This window comes from Butyricicoccus pullicaecorum DSM 23266 (genome assembly GCF_900167005.1).
GTDB classification, from domain to species: Bacteria; Bacillota; Clostridia; order Oscillospirales; family Butyricicoccaceae; genus Butyricicoccus; species Butyricicoccus pullicaecorum.
In genome coordinates this window covers 317904-334516 of the sequence record NZ_FUXW01000001.1, presented here as the reverse complement: position 1 = coordinate 334516, position 16613 = coordinate 317904, and the positions used below count along the sequence as shown (strand labels likewise).

General features: G+C 55.1%; 16 protein-coding genes, 3 tRNA genes and 1 riboswitch. Of the genes, 11 read left to right on the top strand and 8 right to left on the bottom strand.

The genetic code is table 11. From position 1 onward, the window contains the following. Nucleotides 1–39: 39 nt before the first annotated feature. On the top strand, nucleotides 40–1365 hold the full coding sequence (locus B5D52_RS01720; protein WP_016147674.1) for a hypothetical protein: 1326 nt from the start codon (nucleotides 40–42) through the stop codon (nucleotides 1363–1365). 57 nt (nucleotides 1366–1422) lie between these two features. Here B5D52_RS01720 and B5D52_RS01715 read toward each other — a convergent pair whose 3' ends face one another. The 4 genes from B5D52_RS01715 to B5D52_RS01700 form a co-directional block, all read right to left on the bottom strand. Further along, on the bottom strand, nucleotides 1423–2748 hold the full coding sequence (locus B5D52_RS01715; protein ID WP_016147675.1) for a hypothetical protein: 1326 nt from the start codon (nucleotides 2746–2748) through the stop codon (nucleotides 1423–1425). A gap of 330 nt (nucleotides 2749–3078) precedes the next feature. After that, nucleotides 3079–3585, bottom strand: a complete 507-nt coding sequence (locus B5D52_RS01710) for a DNA-deoxyinosine glycosylase (protein WP_016147676.1) — start codon at nucleotides 3583–3585, stop codon at nucleotides 3079–3081. Beyond that, the gene (mutY, locus tag B5D52_RS01705) at nucleotides 3586–4626 is read right to left on the bottom strand and encodes an A/G-specific adenine glycosylase (protein ID WP_016147677.1); all 1041 of its coding nucleotides are present in this window, start codon (nucleotides 4624–4626) and stop codon (nucleotides 3586–3588) included. It abuts the gene before it with no gap. Continuing rightward, on the bottom strand, nucleotides 4623–5042 hold the full coding sequence (locus B5D52_RS01700; RefSeq protein WP_016147678.1) for a PaaI family thioesterase: 420 nt from the start codon (nucleotides 5040–5042) through the stop codon (nucleotides 4623–4625). Before B5D52_RS01700 ends, mutY begins: the two co-directional genes overlap by 4 nt. 258 nt (nucleotides 5043–5300) lie before the next feature. On the opposite strand from B5D52_RS01700, the gene B5D52_RS01695 reads away from it, so the two are divergent. The 9 genes from B5D52_RS01695 to B5D52_RS01655 all read left to right on the top strand — a co-directional run bounded on the left by B5D52_RS01695 (nucleotide 5301) and on the right by B5D52_RS01655 (nucleotide 10920). Next, complete coding sequence (locus B5D52_RS01695; RefSeq protein WP_016147679.1) at nucleotides 5301–5528, top strand: FeoA family protein; 228 nt, start codon at nucleotides 5301–5303, stop codon at nucleotides 5526–5528. A 3-nt stretch (nucleotides 5529–5531) separates the two neighbouring features. Further along, nucleotides 5532–7535, top strand: a complete 2004-nt coding sequence (feoB, locus tag B5D52_RS01690; protein ID WP_016147680.1) for a ferrous iron transport protein B — start codon at nucleotides 5532–5534, stop codon at nucleotides 7533–7535. Between the two features lie 16 nt (nucleotides 7536–7551). Then, nucleotides 7552–7962, top strand: coding sequence for a metal-dependent transcriptional regulator (locus tag B5D52_RS01685; RefSeq protein WP_016147681.1), 411 nt, complete (start codon nucleotides 7552–7554; stop codon nucleotides 7960–7962). After that, a complete protein-coding gene (locus B5D52_RS01680; protein WP_016147682.1) occupies nucleotides 7959–8753 on the top strand; it encodes an HAD family hydrolase in 795 nt (264 codons plus the stop codon). Before B5D52_RS01685 ends, B5D52_RS01680 begins: the two co-directional genes overlap by 4 nt. 106 nt (nucleotides 8754–8859) lie before the next feature. Then, a riboswitch (THF riboswitch) is annotated at nucleotides 8860–8963 on the top strand. A gap of 65 nt (nucleotides 8964–9028) precedes the next feature. After that, a complete protein-coding gene (locus B5D52_RS01675) occupies nucleotides 9029–9601 on the top strand; it encodes a folate family ECF transporter S component (protein ID WP_016147683.1) in 573 nt (190 codons plus the stop codon). A 133-nt stretch (nucleotides 9602–9734) separates the two neighbouring features. Beyond that, entirely contained in the window at nucleotides 9735–10451 is a 717-nt protein-coding gene (locus B5D52_RS01670; RefSeq protein WP_016147684.1) for a helix-turn-helix domain-containing protein, read from the top strand. Between the two features lie 117 nt (nucleotides 10452–10568). Further along, a tRNA-Thr gene (locus B5D52_RS01665) sits at nucleotides 10569–10644 on the top strand. 23 nt (nucleotides 10645–10667) lie between these two features. Further along, a tRNA-Tyr gene (locus B5D52_RS01660) sits at nucleotides 10668–10752 on the top strand. Nucleotides 10753–10835: 83 nt separating this feature from the next. Further along, nucleotides 10836–10920 (top strand) — tRNA-Tyr (locus tag B5D52_RS01655). Between the two features lie 713 nt (nucleotides 10921–11633). Here B5D52_RS01655 and B5D52_RS01650 read toward each other — a convergent pair. The 4 genes from B5D52_RS01650 to B5D52_RS01635 are packed head-to-tail and all read right to left on the bottom strand — an operon-like array spanning nucleotide 11634 to nucleotide 15632. Further along, complete coding sequence (locus B5D52_RS01650; protein ID WP_016147685.1) at nucleotides 11634–12173, bottom strand: VanZ family protein; 540 nt, start codon at nucleotides 12171–12173, stop codon at nucleotides 11634–11636. Between the two features lie 24 nt (nucleotides 12174–12197). Continuing rightward, nucleotides 12198–14393, bottom strand: a complete 2196-nt coding sequence (locus B5D52_RS01645; RefSeq protein WP_016147686.1) for an ABC-2 transporter permease — start codon at nucleotides 14391–14393, stop codon at nucleotides 12198–12200. Beyond that, nucleotides 14368–15267 (bottom strand): ABC transporter ATP-binding protein, encoded by a 900-nt coding sequence (locus B5D52_RS01640; protein WP_016147687.1) that lies wholly within the window; start codon nucleotides 15265–15267, stop codon nucleotides 14368–14370. Before B5D52_RS01640 ends, B5D52_RS01645 begins: the two co-directional genes overlap by 26 nt. Continuing rightward, nucleotides 15264–15632 carry a GntR family transcriptional regulator gene (locus tag B5D52_RS01635; RefSeq protein ID WP_016147688.1) on the bottom strand — a complete coding sequence of 123 codons (369 nt, stop codon included), beginning with the start codon at nucleotides 15630–15632 and terminating at the stop codon, nucleotides 15264–15266. Before B5D52_RS01635 ends, B5D52_RS01640 begins: the two co-directional genes overlap by 4 nt. 166 nt (nucleotides 15633–15798) lie before the next feature. On the opposite strand from B5D52_RS01635, the gene ung reads away from it, so the two are divergent. Then, entirely contained in the window at nucleotides 15799–16467 is a 669-nt protein-coding gene (gene ung, locus B5D52_RS01630; RefSeq protein WP_016147689.1) for a uracil-DNA glycosylase, read from the top strand. The last annotated feature ends 146 nt before the right edge of the window (nucleotides 16468–16613 follow it).

The following is a 16613-nucleotide window of genomic DNA, read 5'->3' as shown; positions in this document are numbered from 1 at the left end:
CATTTCAGGCATATTGGGCCTATGAGGAGGAAGTCAATTATGGAACTAAAAGATGTGATTCAGCATCCCTATCTGCGTACTGACAGTTACGGCAAAATTTTCCTGTACTGTACCCCGAACGACTGCGCATGCGTACCGCGCCACACCATCCAGATGTCCGAGCCCGTCCGCCCCGACGTACTTCAGCAGGCGGTTAAGGCTGCGCTGCTGCGTTTTCCGCATATGATGATCGGCATTGAAGCCACCGACACCCAGCTGCGCTATCGCATCAACGTAGCAGACCCGGTCGTTCTGCCCTTCGACGGTCTGTGGAAGCGCTACTGCATCGGCACCGAGGACACCAACGGCTTCCTGTTTCTGGTCGGCTATCAGGACGACAAGATCTACATGGAATACCAGCACAGCACCTCTGACGGTCGAGGTTTCGAGGAGTTCATCCGCTGCGTACTGTTTAACTACCTCAAGCTGTGCGGCAAGCCGGTCGAGAACGACGGCACCGTGCGCGGCCTGGACTCGGTCTACACCATCGAGGAGAGCGAAGACGCATACAGCCATCTGGCAGACAGCTACTCGAGCGAAGGCATCTATCAGAAGCCTGCCGCGCTGCACGCCGAGGAGCTGACCGACGTAGGCGACCAGCCCGAGGTCATCACCGAGGTCACCTTCCCCTTTGAGCAGCTGCACAAGGCAGCCAAGTCCATGGGCGCCAGCCCGCTGAGCGTCATCGCACCGCTGTTCAGCCGTGCGTTCCGTCAGAAATTCGGCAAGGACTCGGACGCGCCGGTCATCTCTCAGATTCCGGTCGATCTGCGTCCGTATGTGCCCAGCGCGACGACTCGTTACTTCATCTGCTTCCTCGACCTGCCCTACGAGGCATCGTACGACGATCTGCCGCTTGAGGAAGTCTGCCGCCGCACCAAGACATTCTTAAAGGAACAGATGCTGCCCGAACGTCTGCTGTTCCGTGCCAAGCGCGCAAGCGATGTGTGCCGCGAACTGCACGAGCGCGACATCCCGCTCGCAGAAAAGGAAGCCGAGGCTTCCAATCTGTCCAAGAACTTCGTACTCGAAGACAGCTTCCTCATCACCAACGTCGGCGAGTTCCGTCTGCCCGAGTCCATGAAGCCCTACGTGCTCGACTACGGTGCGGTTCTGCCCTGTGCAAGTCAGCCGTGTGCGATGCTGGTCTCGTCCTACAACGGCAACATGAAAATTTCCATTGCCCAGCGCGGACACGACCTCGATCTGCCGACCATGTTCAGCAACTATCTGGCATCTCTCGGTGTTCATACCCGTCTGTACAGCTATCCTTTCCGCGTTACCTGGTACGACGGCATGACGGCTTCCAAGGCATACCGCCTGTAAGTCCTCTAAATACAAAAATAAAGCCCTGCATCCCGGTCCGATGCAGGGCTTTTTGCTTTACTTTGCCAAATGTTCGCCGTCGTAGCGGGTGACGTGGAACATGTAGCGCTTGGTCTTGGCCGGGAATCCCAGCTCACCGAGCACATCAACCAGATGATTCATCAGGTCGGGGCGTTCATCGCGCTGGGACAGCGAAATTTTGAGCGTATCGCGATAGGAGCTGACCAGCACGCCGAGCGGCTGATGGGCGCACGGCAGGATAGCGCCGTAATCCTCGATGTACTTCTCCATGCTGACCGGTACACGGAAGGGGCCGATGTTGGTCAGGATGAAGCTGTCTCGGCGGATATAATTACGCGCCTGTTCGCGCATCATCTGTTCCTTTTCCGCGATGGGCATGTCGGCCTGATGGCCGTCCTGTACGCGCTTTGCGTTCTTGAGTGCCCAGAAGGCTGCGTGCGGCAGTGCGCGCTGGGTGTCAAAGTACTCACTCATACGGCGTGCTGCCTCGACGACCGGCAGTTTGAAATACTCGTAGTGGAACGGCAGGTCGAGCAGCGCGACAAAGAAGCGCACGGTTGGCGTGCGGATATAAGTGCGCAAATCCATAGGAACCTCGGCGACGATATTGTCCGTGCGGTCGGTTCCGACGTAGTAGGTACGGTAGAGAGCATGACACAGTGCCGCCATGAGCAGGGTCAGGGGCGAAATATCATTGCTTTTTACGAATTTATGCAGCTTGGGGAACGAAATTGTGATTTCCGCCGTCCACTCGTTTTCATCTTCCATGTTGTCGAACTCGGGCAGGTGCAGCGCGGGCACATCGGGATAGTGATTCTCCGACGACTGCTGTGCCTTGCGCAGCTTGATAAAGCCGTCCTCGTTCTCTTCCTGCTGATAATCGGTATCCAGCGTGCGGATAGAGCCGTCATTCTCGACCGGCTTGCCGCACAGCTTGAGATAGTAATAGAGCACACACTTGATGAACTCATTGAAGCCGCGGCCATCCGAAGTACAGTGCTGATACTCCATGTAAATGGTCTTGTCCTTGTAGCCGCAGGTAAACAAATAGCCGTTGTTATCGTCCGAACCGATGTAATAGGGCGAGATATCGTCAAAGGGCAGCACGACCGGCGGCTTTTCGAGCAGACGATAGCGATACTGCTTGTCGCCGCGGGTCAGTCCAAGACCCATCTGCGGAAAGCGCAGCAGAGCGATCTTGAGCGCCTCCTGCAGCGTATCCGGCTGAACGGTTTCGGTCATGCGAATGATGTGTCTGGGTGCTGTGGTCAAATCACAGTGGGTGGCATACATAAAAATACAGCCATAGCTGTCCACGTCGAGCAAATGGTTAATTGCATGGTTGCGCATATACAGATTCATAACGAAACTCCTCATGTCCCTCCCGGGTGACCGGGTTATATGTCTTCTCACTACCTTGCTGGGTTCTCGATTTGGATACAATATTCATGCACCGCTGCACAGACACAAAACCTGTGCAATCGGATACTTTTATTATAGCTCTGCCCGCACAATTTCGCTACATGCCTTCGGACAAAAAATATATGGTTTCAATTATGCATTTTTGTTTCTTTTGTCTTGTCATTTTACATAAAATAAACAAAACCAGTCCATTTTGGACTGGTTTTGTACGATCTTGTCACTTTGTTTTCACATTTGTCGAATCAAAGTCGTTACACCACTTTTGCGCTCTTATGCGTTCGCCTCGACCGCCTGCGCGATCACGCGATAAGCCTCAATCAGGCGTTCTTTCGACCATGCGGCGTTTGCCGGACTGGTCGACGGCAGACAGACGGCCTCGATGCCGGTCTTGTCCTGACACAGCTTGCGGTAGTATTTATGCGAGGTCGCACCGGTGCAGAAAATCGCCTTGACCTGGGTCTGGGCGATCAGCCAGGGCAGGTCGTTGGGCTCAGGATTGCGGATGGACGTGTCGCTCGCGCCGCGAATCTCACAGGCCGCCAGTGTGTCCCACATGGCGATATGATGGCGCAGCGCAAGACTGCGCTTTTGCTCGATGGTCTGGGGCGCTTCCTCCCCAAACACGGCCGCCAGCACCGGCCAGAACCGGTTCTGCGGATGGCCGTAGAAAAATGCCTGCTCACGTGACTTGGGACTGGGAATGGAACCCAGAATGAGTACCCGGGAGTCGGGTGCAAAGAGCGGCGGGAAATTGTGGGTGACGCGGGTATATTCCATTTATGTCTCCTCCTCGATGACCTTCAAAAAGGCACGGAAGGCCGACGGCAGGGCATAATCGCCGCGCAGCGCGGACGGCGTTACCCAAGTAAGGTCTTCCACCGGCTCGGACAGCTCGACGTAGTAGCCGGTCATGTGCCACTCGATGTGTGTGAAAATGTGCTTTGCCGGACGCAGCGACAGCATGCGCTCCACCTTCCAGCCGTCAGCCGCGAGTTGGTCGCGCAGAGCAGACGGTTCGAGCGGGTGCTCGTAGGCCGGAAGCTCCCACATGCGCGCCAGCAGACCGATGTCCGGTCGCTTGCGAATGCCGACCAGACCGCCGCAGCGCGGCAGCAATACCGTGCGATGCACGACCGTGCGCGCCTTCTTGGGTGTGCGCACCGGGATGCGGTCGGTGGTCTGTTCGTGGCAGGCGCGGCACAGGTGCATGAGCGGACAGTCTCCGCAGCGCGGTGCACCGTTTGGAATGCACACGACCGCGCCCAGCTCCATCATCGCCTGATTGAACGCACCCGGGCGGTCGTGCGGTATGATAGCCGCCACCTGCGCCCGCATGTCCTTTTTGACCTTGGCATCGTCAATCGGACGCTCGTCGCCCGTAATGCGTGCGACCACGCGCAGAACGTTGCCATCGACTGCCGGTTCTGCAATGTCAAAGGCGATGGACGCTACCGCGCCCGCGGTGTAATCTCCGATTCCCGGCAGTTTTAAGAGTGCAGCATGGTCTGCTGGCATCTGTCCGCCGTAGGTGTCGCAGATGACCTGCGCTGCCTTGTGCAGGTTGCGCACCCGGCTGTAATAGCCCAGTCCCTCCCACAGTTTGAGGTAGGTTTCCTCAGGGGCATCAGCCAGGTCACGCACAGTCGGGCAGGCAGACAGAAACCGCTCATAATAAGGAATAACCGCCTCGACTCGCGTCTGCTGCAGCATGATCTCGGACAGCCAGATCCGATAGGGATCGCGCGTCCTGCGCCAAGGCAGGTCGCGGTGTCCGGCATCATACCACGCGAGCAGCGGTTCGGTTACCGCTCCGGTCACTTGAGCAGCGTGGCGCTGTCGCCCACGTAATACATGGTGAAGGTCGCGTTTGCGACCTCGGTGCCGTCGGAGTCGGTCACGTCCACGCCGTAAACCGCCGTCGTGCGTCCGACCTTGATCTCACGGGTCTTTGCAATCAGGGTCTTGCCCTGCTTGCCCGGACGCAGATAGTTGATGGATGCGTTGAGCGTCACACCCACGCGGCCATAGGATGCCGCTGCCGTGCCGGCTGCTACGTCACACAGCGCAAAGATTGCACCGCCGTGCGCATTGCCGAGCGGATTTAAATTATCGGGCTTGGCGGGCAGCTCGATCTCGGCGTAGCCCTGCCGGATATGGTTGACACGCAGTCCCATCAGTTCGTTAAAGCCTCCGTTCTCCTGTCGCTGACGGAGATAGGCCAATGCATCTGCCATATTTGTACATCCTTTCTCATTGGGTAATTTTTTCAGATTGGTGCTATCATATCATATTTTACCCCCTGCTTCAACTCTTCTACCCGCTTCATCCGCCTGATTTTGCTGTCTTTTGCCCCATTCTGCGCAGCTGACAGAAGCATCCGCGAGAACCGGGCGAGTTTTGTTGCTTTTCACATTGACAGAACGGTTAGGTTTAGCTTACAATAATGCATGAGAAGTTAACCTATGGCAACAAAATGGAGGAATCGAAAAAACATGAAAAAAACGCTTGCGGGACTGAAGCCCGGGCAGTCCGGTGTGGTGGACGGCCTGACGGCTGCGGGGGCAGTCAAGCGGCACTTCCTCGATATGGGCATCACCAAAGGCGTGCGCATCACGGTTGAGCGCATCGCGCCCTTCGGCGACCCGATCGCGGTGCGCCTGCGCGGATATAGTTTATCACTGCGGCGGGACGAAGCCGCCAAAATCGAACTGGAGGGTTAAGCCGTGCATACACTTGCAATCATCGGCAACCCGAACAGCGGCAAGACCACCCTGTTCAACCGTCTGACCGGTTCCAACCAGCACGTTGGCAACTGGCCCGGTGTCACAGTCGATCGAAAAACCGGTCACATCAACTATCAGGGCAAGCGCACCGACGTGGTCGACCTGCCCGGTATCTATTCGCTCTCTCCCTACACCCAGGAAGAGATCATTGCGCGCGAGTTCGTGCTGTCCGACGAGCTGGACGGTATTTTGAACATCGTAGACGCAACCAATCTGGAACGTAACCTGTACCTGACCATGCAGCTGATTGGTTTGGGTCTGCCCATGGTCATCGCGCTCAACTTCATCGACGACGTTGAGTCACAGGATATTCATATCGACTGCAACAAGCTGCGCGAGCGGCTGGGCGTGCCGGTCTATCCGATCTCGGCACGACGCGGTCTGGGCATGGACGCACTGCTCGAGGCGGTCACAGGCGAAATGCAGCCGCCCACCCATCAGCCTGCCTACCTGCACGGTGTGGGCGCGGCCATCCGGCGCGGTGCCGAAATTCTGGAGCAGACCAACATCCGTGCGTGCAGCCGTCCGTTCTACGCGGCCAAGCTGCTCGAGGACGACCCACAGATCGTCTCGCACGTCCAGCTGTCGCTCGAACAGAGACAGGAAATGGACGATCTGGCCGACGCGCTCAGCGCACACGAAATCGGACACGATCACGAGATGATGTTCGCGGATGCGGTCTATGATTACATCGAAGGCGTGGTGCGCGACAGCGTCCGCAAGCCTGCTCATCCCAAGCTCACCCCGACCGAACGCATTGACAAGGTCGTGATCAACAAATGGCTGGCTGTCCCCATCTTCATCGCCATCATGGCGCTCATGTTCTGGACAACCTTCGGCCCGGTAGGCGAATGGCTCAAGGGTATTTTTGAGACACTCATTCAGGGCAAGTTATCTCCCTGGTTGGAAAGCGCCCTGCTTGCAGCCGGTGCGTCCGACTGGGTCATCGGTCTGGTCTGTGACGGTATCATCGGCGGCGTCGGCGGCGTCGTCTCCTTCCTGCCGCAGATCGTCCTGCTGTTCTTCTTCCTGTCCATGCTGGAAGACACCGGCTACCTCGCGCGCATCGCGTTCATCATGGACACGCTGCTGCGCCGCATCGGCCTGTCGGGTAAGTCCTTCGTGCCCATGCTCATGGGCTTCGGCTGCACCACCCCGGCGGTCATGGCAGCCCGCACGATGGAAAACGAGAAGGATCGCCGCATGACCATCATGCTCACGCCCTTCATGTCCTGCGGTGCAAAACTGCCGGTCTATTCGCTCATCGCGGCCGCTATCTTCGGCGCAAACGCCGGTCTTGTCATCATCAGTCTGTACGTCTTCGGCATCCTCATGTCGATCTTTGCCGGTTTCGTACTCAAAAAGACCGTCTTCCGCGATGTATCCTCGGGCTTCGTGCTCGAACTTCCTCCTTACCGCCTGCCTACCTTCAAAGGCACGGTGCGCGGCATGTGGGACAAGGCCCGCGACTTCATCACCAAGGCCGGTACGGTCATTTTCCTGATGTCGATCGTCATCTGGGTCCTGCAAAACTTTACACCCACCTTTGCGGTCGCGGCTTCGCCCGAGACCTCCATTTTGGGTGTGTTTGGTCGCTTCATCGCTCCCATCTTCGCCCCCTTGGGCTTTGGCGAGTGGCAGGCTTCGGTCTCTCTGCTGACCGGTCTTGTCGCGAAGGAGGCAGTTGTCTCGACGATGAGCGTACTGTATGGCGTATCGGCCAGCGCCGATCTGAGCGCGATTCTGTCCGGTGTATTCTCTCCGGTCGCCGCCTACGCCTTTCTGGTATTCATCCTGCTGTACATGCCCTGCATGTCGGCTTTCGCAACCATCAAACGTGAACTTGGCGGCTGGCGCTGGGCGCTGGGTGCCGCAGCCTTCCAGACCTGTCTGGCCTGGCTGACCGCGTTTGTCGTATACCACGTCGGTATGCTTCTGTTCTGATCTTTGGAGGTGGACTATGCGGCAGATCCATGAATCTGGCGAAAATTATTTGGAAGTCATCCTGGACATCCAGCATGAGCTGGGCGTTGTGCGCTCGGTCGAGATCGCGCGGCGCGTGGGCGTATCCCGCGCATCGGTATCTAAGGCACTGAGCGTGCTGCGCGATATGGGACTGGTCGAACCGGCCTATTACGGTGAGGTCGTGCTGACCGAAGCCGGTCTGGAACACGCACGCGCAGTGCGCCGCCGGCACGACCTGCTGTGCCAGTACCTGCGCGATGTGCTGGGTGTCTCGCCTGAGGTCGCCGAGCATGATGCCTGCCGCATCGAACACGTTGTCTCGGACGAGCTGATCGAGCGCCTGGAAGCGCTGCTCGCCGACGGGACTGGCACAAATATGCGCACAAACGAGGAGGAATCCCAATGACGCAGCTGATCGCCGCCGATATGGACGGCACCCTGCTGGACAGTCAGAAACGGCTGTCGCCCGACCTGTTCCCGCTCATCCGTACGCTTCGCGCACGCGGCATCCGCTTTGCCGCGGCCAGCGGGCGGCAGTATCACAACCTATACGCGACCTTTTCCGAGATCGCCGACCAAATGCTGTTCATCGCGGAGAACGGCGCGGCGGTCTATGACGGCACCGAGTGCCTGTTTGCCGACAAGCTGCCCGCGTCCTACTTTGTCGGCCCCATCCAGACCATCCGCAGCCTGCCCGGTGTCAACGTCGTCCTCTGCACCCATGACGGCGCGTTCATCGAGTGCGATGACGACCCGGTTTTCGTGCGCAACGCGCACATGTACTATGAAAAGCTGGACGTCGTGCCCGATCTGATCGCACACCTCGAGCACCAGCCCGCATTCAAGCTGGCTGTGTTTGAACAGGGCAAGGCCGAGACCGGCTGCTGGCCGGTGCTGCGTCAGTATGAGGACAAGTTTGCCGTCGTACTGTCAGGCGCGGACTGGGTCGACCTGATGAACCCGGAAACCAACAAGGGTTCGGGTCTGCACCGCATGGCGGACTATCTGGGTATCCCGATTGCCGACACCATGGCTTTCGGCGACTACCTCAACGACCTCGAGCTGCTGCGTGAGGCCGGTTTTGCCTGCGCGATGGAGAACGGTCACCCCGATCTCAAGCGCATGGCAGACTGCACCGTCCCGTCCAACGACGAAAACGGTGTTGTCCGTGCCATCCGCGCACATTTCAATCTGTAATCTTTGATCTACGGTACGCATTCGCGTGCCGTATTTTTTTGCCCGGTGTATTCTGTCGATTTTCCACTTGACAAGACAGCAAAAAAGTTTACAATAAATATGTCTTAGCAGAGTAGACTGCTGCGCGTGAAGTGCCGCCGGAACGGGGAGTTGTCCGACGGACGAAAGGAAAGATTCCTTCCTGCGGTGCAGCTGTCGCATCCCGCTGCACACAATTTAAGAGCGGTTACACCTCTTGAAATGCGTGCACTCGAATTTTCTGGAGGTGTATTTTTATGGAAAAACAAAAAAATGTGTTTCGCCGCTCCCTGGACGAACTCAAGTCCCCTCGCGCACTGGTCATCACGGCCATGCTCATCGCACTCAACCTTACGATGGACCTGTTGGGTCTGAAAATCTATCTGACCCCTGAGCTGCGTGTCTCGGTCGGCTTTGTGTGCAACGCCTCGGTTGCCATGCTCTACGGCCCGACCGTCGGCATGATGACCGGCTTCTCGACCGACGTGCTCGGCTTTCTGCTCAGCCCCAACAACAACGCCGGTTACTTCCCCGGCTACACCATCACCGCCATCGTCGGCGGCCTGCTCTACGGTCTGTGGCTGTATAAGGGACGCCCATCCATCCCCCGCTGCATCGTCGCAAAACTGTCGGTCAACATCGTCTGCAACCTGTTTCTCAACACCCTTTGGAGCGCTCTTCTGTACCAAAAAGGCTTCTGGGTATTGCTCCCCGGCAGACTATTTAAAAACCTCATCCTACTACCCTTAGAGGTACTGATCTTGTGGGTTGTAGCAAATATTGTGCTTCGGCAATTCCGCAGAGTATTTTCCGGCTCTGTCAGTTCCTAAACCTTTAAATCCCCCGAAAGAGACAATCGGGGGATTTTTCGACCTCTTTTTTGACTTTTTACCCGTTACCTACTTTACAAATAGTAATAATGTGAGTATAATATATATACTTTTATGACGGAGTTTGACGAAAATGGCAAGTGATTTTGCGAGAACCCTTGCGCTGCTGCGCCGCGAAAAGAAAATAAGTCAGCGCACGGCCGCAAGTGACCTTGGTGTCTCTCAGGCACTGCTGAGCCATTATGAGAACGGGCTGCGTGAGCCTGGTCTCAGCTTTGTCGTGCGCGCAGCCGATTACTACGGCGTTTCCTGCGACTATCTGCTTGGTCGATCGATGGCGCGTGACGGTTCCTCGGTTCCGGCTGCCCGCATGCATGATGCGGCTTCCGATGAGTCGGGCGATCCCGAGAACGCCATCCAGCAAAGCCGCCGTCTGGTTGTCAATTCGGTTGCTATGCTGTTCGAGGTCGCAGAAAAGACCGGTTCAGAACAGCTGTCGAACGAGATGTATAACTATCTGTCTATGGCGATCTATAAGGTATTCCGCTACCTGTACGCAGCCGATCCCGGCGGCGTTGAGGAAGCCTTCCGCACGGCAAGCGAGCACTTTGACGGCCTGTGCAATGCGCACATGAGCCTGTCCGAGCTGCGTATCCGCGCCGCGGCGAAGGGTGAAGGCGGTTTCGGCCTGACCCGCGAGGAGATTCGTCTGCCCTCGCTTCAGCCCTCCGATCTTGCCCGCGCATTCCCCAACCTGTCCTCGTCCATGCTGACCCTGCTGCAGGCCGTTGCAGACCGCATCACGCCGCAGGATGCAGCGAAAACCAGCGCAGAAAAGCGCAGCAAGTAAGCTGTAAAGTTTTTTGTCCAAATTCTAAAAAAATCGTTGACACCACTCGGTTTTCATGGTATTATAGTTTACGTCGCTGAGGTGAGCAGCTCACCGAACCGAGTGGACCGAGAAAACGCTGGTATAGCTCAGTTGGTAGAGCAGCTGATTTGTAATCAGCAGGTCGGGGGTTCAAGTCCGTCTACCAGCTCCAAATCTCGAAGCGCAACTGCATATGGGAGGTTTCCCGAGTGGCCAAAGGGAACAGACTGTAAATCTGTCGTCTATGACTTCGGTGGTTCGAATCCACCACCTCCCACCATTTTATATAAAGATACTCTGCTGAGTATCTTTTCTTCTCTCAAATTCCCCAGCACTGTCCAGCCGGACAGGACAACTTGATATGGGAGGTTTCCCGAGTGGCCAAAGGGAACAGACTGTAAATCTGTCGTCTATGACTTCGGTGGTTCGAATCCACCACCTCCCACCAAAAAGAAACAGATACCATTCGGTATCTGTTTCTTTTTGCTTGTGGTGGATTCGAAAGCCGGCTCTTGACAAAGCGCCGGTGGCGCTTTGTAACCGGCGTGGCTTTCCCGCAGGAAAGCGAATCCACCACCTCCCGACATCTCACCTATACTACCGTTCTTCTTTGGTAATCCCCTAAGCCTCACCTCACACCGCCGCCTGTCACCGGCCACGACCTTCCCGCAGGAAAGCGAATCCACCACCGACCGGCACCTCACCTATACTGCCGTTCTTCTTTGGTAATCCCCTAAGCCTCACCTCACACCGCCGCCTGTCACCAGTCACGACTTTGCCATAGGAAAGCAAACACACCACCTCCCGGCACCTCACCTATACTGCCGTTCTTCTTTGGTAATCCCCTAAGCCTCACCTCACACCGCCGCCTGTCACCAGTCACGACTTTGCCATAGGGAAGCAAACACACCACCTCCCGTCACTTCATCCACACCGCTCCCCTCTTCCCCTCACCTTGCACCACTACGTCTTTCATCATTCCCCTATAACAAAAAACAGACGCAGGAGTCTTTCTCCTGCGTCTGTGTGCTATTACCAGATATGCGTCATCGTTCGAGGAATAGCCATGCCTCCAGCCCCATCAAACAGGCTCCCGCAATCAATACCACCTGAATAGACGGTACCATAAAAACAGCAAGACGAATCACGGTAAAACCTCCTTTAGTAAGCTAGAAATGTTGGTAACTCCAGTGCAATGCAGCACATCCAGACAGCAAACAAAATCACGATCGGCAGTTTTTCCAGCCGTTTTCCCGCTCGGGTATCAACTCCAAACAATCTTGCTACAAGCAGAAAACACAGCCATCCAACCGCCGCGCCCAGCGTGTTCAATATCAGGTCATCCACAGAGGTTGCCCGATAGGTAAACAGCTGGTTGATTTCAATGAACAGGGACATACACAGCCCCAAACCGATGGTTCGGCTTGGGCTGCGCCATCCACTCCAAAACAGGGGAACCAGAACGCCCAGCGGTACAAACATTACAAGATTGCCAACAATCTGGATCACACTTCCCACCACATCATTCGTGGTCAGAACCTCCGCGATATCATGGAACGGAATCAGTGACAGATTGATTGTACGTGCAAAATCTCGAATGATGATAAAATTCGTAGGCGTGCCGCCGGTGAGCTGAATCACAAAATACCAGTACACTGCCAGCAAGATCACGCCTGCCGCTGTATTAGTTCTGCGTCTCATCTCACATCCCCTACTTTCCAAACATTACTGTGCGTTAAACAGCTGGTTGATCAGCTCGGTCGGCATTTTACCTTCCGGATAGAACAGACTCTCCTTGGTTGCCCAAGTCTCATTTCCCTGATGATTCTCAATCATAGCCGAGATCGCAAGACTATTCTCATACGACGCGGTCTGTGCCAGGAATCCGCTTCTGGAGCTCATGGTTCCAGTAATTGCAGATTCCAAAAGCGCATCAATCGTAGCCGGATCGGTCACCGTGATGGTGTGCGCTTCTATGAAGCGATCCTGTCCATACTCGCCGTACTGATTCATGTAGTCGTAATATTCCTGCTCATCGTATTGGGTAATTTCAACCGAATTCACATTTTCATGCGTGAGCTCTACCGGCTCTACTCCTGTCAAACGCTTGATCAGCGTCAAGGTATCGGTATCTGCTGCGTAAACCATCAGGTCTGCACTATACAGGGCTCCGCGGTTGTCTTCCGGTCTTTCCGCCCATTCGTTTTCAATCGTCAGCTGCATAACCGGGAATTCTTTCAGGTGCGCTTCCGCATTCGCGATCTGATCGGCGCGCAGCTGGTCAATGACTTCCTGAATCTCATTGCGCGAGATCAGCGTCGCCTGCGGCAGCGTACCTTCGGGTGCTGCACTGTTTCTCACTTCCAGACGCGTCACACCTTCCTCATTCGTCTCAGTAATTTGAAGCGTCTGAAGCGTAGAATACTGCTTGAGATACTGCTCACTAGTCACCAGATCGACCATCTGATTCTCGATGACCTTCTGCGGAACTTCAGAATAGCGGCGCGATACACGGTTGCCGTTCTTCAGTGTATAGTAAATCGTATACGTGTGACTGCTGCCTTCGACTTCAAGGTCGCCATTGTTTGCAACCGACAGCTCAGCAAGCTGATGAATCTTCTCGATGCTCTCGGCATCAGTCAGCTGATTCTTTATATCGTCCTGATAATTATAATTCCAGTCAATGTTATAGTACGGACTTTCAATCGATGCCGATGCAATATCATCTACATCCGGAATATAGCTGTCATAACCAAAGACATCGTTCTTGATGCCGGCTACCACAACAACAGCCAAGATCGCCAGTACAATCATCTGCTTCCAGTGGTGCAGGAGTGCCTTAAAGTCAAAGTCATAAATGATCTCAACAACCATGTGACACAGAACCACACCAAAGACCAGACCAAACCACATACCACCAGACGAACCGGTAAAGATCGCTGTAAAGATCAGGCTGAACGCAAAGCCTGAGAAGATGCACATGAACCACTTGATCGGCGCCTTGACACGTCGGAACGAAACCGCCATGCCTGTGTTTTCACTCTTGCGGCGCACAAACAAGAAGTAGCTCAGTACACCCAGCACGATGGTCAGAACGACCGGGTAAAGCAGAATGGCCATGCCGCCTGCGGTATCCATCGCCGTGCTGGTAAACAGCGGAACGCTCATCGTATGCGAATGCTGCATGGTTGCGAGATAATTGCACATCGGGCTGCCGTACAGGACAAGGGTCTGCATCAGCGGAACGGCAGAGCTAAAGGTCTCATAGAACATTGCCTGATAGCACTGTACCATAACCATCAGCACCGGAATACCCAGCTGTGCCCAAATGCCCAGCAGGACGGTGATGATGGTGTTACCGGTCAGCACCGTGCACAGGACTGCAACCGTGTAATTGAGCAGGAAATACGCAATGTTGCCCAGAATGCTCTGTGCCAGCAGCGCTCCTGTAATCTGGCCGCCCAGGCCCATTGCACTGACAAAAATCAGTCCAATGACCAGCACGATCAAATAAAACGGCAGTACCAGCAGAACACCGCTGATATAATTGACCGCGAACAGCTTACCGCGGCTGATCGGCAGTGCGTGGTAGAAATCCACCTGACGGCGATCATGCAGGTAGCGGAACATCGCAACACCGCACAGGGTCGCCAGCACGATCAGCACAAGCTTGATAAACGGACTGTCAAACGAGATGACCTGTGCAATATTGTTCTGTGTATTTTTCAGCACATCTGCAGCCGTGAACACATAATCCGGTTCGGCTGCAAGCTCGAGCTGCACCCGGTAATTCTGTTGGATGGCAAAGATCGGCAGCAGCAGACCGGCCAGACAGCCCAGCACGCTCAGTGCAATCGCCCACATGCGGCTTGTCATGTTGTGCCGCACCAAGGACTTAAAGGAGAAGTTTTTTGAGGTCATAACCTGCCACCTCCGTTTCGCTGATAAAGATTTCTTCGAGCGTCAGCGGGAGCATCTCATAGAATGCAGGCTGAAGCACAGTCATGCGCTCTTCCAGCTGCTCGCGGGTACCGCGGGCGGTGATGGTATAGAGCGAACCGCGCTGTTCGCGCTTGAGCACCTCGATACCCGCAAACGGGTCGCCCTCGGGCGGCTGGCGCAGGATGAGCTGTACCTTGTGCAGTCCCAGCTTCATATCATCCAGGTCACGCGAGAACAGGATACCGCCGCGGTGCAGCAGGCCGACATGATCGCAGATGTCCTCGAGCTCACGCAGGTTGTGCGATGCGATGACCGGCGTCAGTCCGCGGTCGGCAACATCGCCCGCAAACAGTCCCTTGATGGTCTGTCGTGCAACCGGGTCGAGTCCGTCGAAAGTCTCATCACAGAACAGATAATCGGTACATGCACTCAGGCCGCAAATGACCGAAACCTGCTTCTTCATGCCCTTGGAAAACGTCCGAATCTTACGGTTTCCGTCCAGTCCGAAACCATCCATCAGCATGCGGTAACGTGCCTCGTCAAAGTTCGGATAAAAGGTCTTATAATAGTTTTTCATATCATCCGGTGTACTGTTCGGAAAGAAAAACTGTTCATCAGAGATGTAAAAGCAGCGCTTCTTGATCTCCTCATTTTCATATACTTCCTGCTCGTCGATGCGTACGATGCCCTCATCAGGTGCGAGGATACCGGCCAGCATACGCAGGAACGTCGATTTGCCCGCGCCGTTCGAACCGATCAGACCAAAAACCGATCCCTCATGGATTTCGGTGTCTACATGGTCGACGGCCAGCAGCGTGCCAAATTGCTTGGTTGCTTTTTCTGTACGAATCACTTGTCTTCCCCCTCCCCTGTCAGCCATTGCACAAGCTGTGCGTTTGAAATGCCCAACTCACGCGCTGTACATGCCAGTTCGGTCAGTTGCTGTTTGAGTTCGGATACGCGACGCTCACGCAGAGCGCCTGCGTTTGGCGAAACAAAGTTTCCCTTGCCTTTAACCGAATAGATCACACCTCGATTTTCCAGCTCACTATATGCTCGCTGAATGGTATTCGGGTTGATCGATAGCTCGGCCGCCATTTGGCGCACCGACGGCAGTTGACTGTCGACTTCCAAAACGCCGTGCACTACCATCTGCTCGATCTCATCCACGACCTGCTCATAGATCGGTCGTCCGTCTCGATAATTGATCCCCAGCATTGCGCGCCTCCTTTCTTCTGTTGTGTATTAACTGTACTATTCATCTTAGTACAGTCAAAGTATAACAGTTTTATGCTACAAAGTCAATAGGCAACCGGCGCGATTTATGATATGATATCAGTAAACATGAAAAACGTCCTTTTCCATCACAGGAGGCACATAAAATATGGTACAAATCGGCAATGAATGGGATGAAATCCTGAAAGACGAGTTCCAATCGGACTACTATGCACAGATTCGCGAAACGCTCAAACAGGAATATGCGTCCCACGAAATCTACCCGCCCATGCAGGATATCTTCAACGCCCTGCGGTACACCTCGTATTCCGATGTCAAGGCCGTTCTGCTCGGTCAGGACCCCTATCACGGCCCCGGTCAGGCGCATGGCTTATGCTTCTCAGTGCGTCCAGGTGTCGCTCCCCCACCCAGCCTGCAAAACATCTTTAAAGAACTGCAAAGCGATATGGGACTGCCCGCTCCGCACTCCGGCTGCCTGATTCCGTGGGCAAAAGAAGGCGTGCTGATGCTCAACACCACCCTCACCGTGCGCCGCGGTCAGGCAAATAGCCATAGCAAAATCGGCTGGACCAAATTCACCGACGCGATTATTCAAAAGCTTAACGACCACGAACAACCCATCGTATTTTTGCTTTGGGGCAGTAACGCTCGCAGCAAAAAAGCACTTATTACTAATCCCAATCACCTGATTTTGGAGACCGTCCACCCGTCTCCCCTATCCGCACATCAAGGCTTCTTTGGCTCCCGCCATTTCTCCCAGTGTAATGAATTCCTGATGGCACACGGCATCGCTCCCATCGACTGGACACTCGAATAAACCACCGCACCCCCAATTAAAGTTTCGATCAAACCTTTTCAAAGGTTTGCGGGTTCTTAGGGCAGAGCCCTGAGCCGTGACCCGCAGGTCACGGAACTCCCCTTTTGATTCCCGGTGTCCGCCCCGGGAATCAATCAAAAATAATA

Excerpts from the sequence above, each read along its gene's own strand:
- B5D52_RS01700 (WP_016147678.1), bottom strand. The coding sequence starts at position 5,042 with ATGGCAGATGCATTGGCCTATCTCCGTCAGCGACAGGAGAACGGAGGC.
- B5D52_RS01680 (WP_016147682.1), top strand. The coding sequence starts at position 7,959 with ATGACGCAGCTGATCGCCGCCGATATGGACGGCACCCTGCTGGACAGT.
- B5D52_RS01675 (WP_016147683.1), top strand. The coding sequence starts at position 9,029 with ATGGAAAAACAAAAAAATGTGTTTCGCCGCTCCCTGGACGAACTCAAG.
- B5D52_RS01635 (WP_016147688.1), bottom strand. The coding sequence starts at position 15,632 with ATGCTGGGGATCAATTATCGAGACGGACGACCGATCTATGAGCAGGTC.
- B5D52_RS01710 (WP_016147676.1), bottom strand. The coding sequence starts at position 3,585 with ATGGAATATACCCGCGTCACCCACAATTTCCCGCCGCTCTTTGCACCC.
- B5D52_RS01685 (WP_016147681.1), top strand. The coding sequence starts at position 7,552 with ATGCGGCAGATCCATGAATCTGGCGAAAATTATTTGGAAGTCATCCTG.
- B5D52_RS01650 (WP_016147685.1), bottom strand. The coding sequence starts at position 12,173 with ATGAGACGCAGAACTAATACAGCGGCAGGCGTGATCTTGCTGGCAGTG.
- B5D52_RS01695 (WP_016147679.1), top strand. The coding sequence starts at position 5,301 with ATGAAAAAAACGCTTGCGGGACTGAAGCCCGGGCAGTCCGGTGTGGTG.
- ung (WP_016147689.1), top strand. The coding sequence starts at position 15,799 with ATGGTACAAATCGGCAATGAATGGGATGAAATCCTGAAAGACGAGTTC.
- B5D52_RS01715 (WP_016147675.1), bottom strand. The coding sequence starts at position 2,748 with ATGAATCTGTATATGCGCAACCATGCAATTAACCATTTGCTCGACGTG.
- B5D52_RS01645 (WP_016147686.1), bottom strand. The coding sequence starts at position 14,393 with ATGACCTCAAAAAACTTCTCCTTTAAGTCCTTGGTGCGGCACAACATG.
- B5D52_RS01670 (WP_016147684.1), top strand. The coding sequence starts at position 9,735 with ATGGCAAGTGATTTTGCGAGAACCCTTGCGCTGCTGCGCCGCGAAAAG.
- B5D52_RS01720 (WP_016147674.1), top strand. The coding sequence starts at position 40 with ATGGAACTAAAAGATGTGATTCAGCATCCCTATCTGCGTACTGACAGT.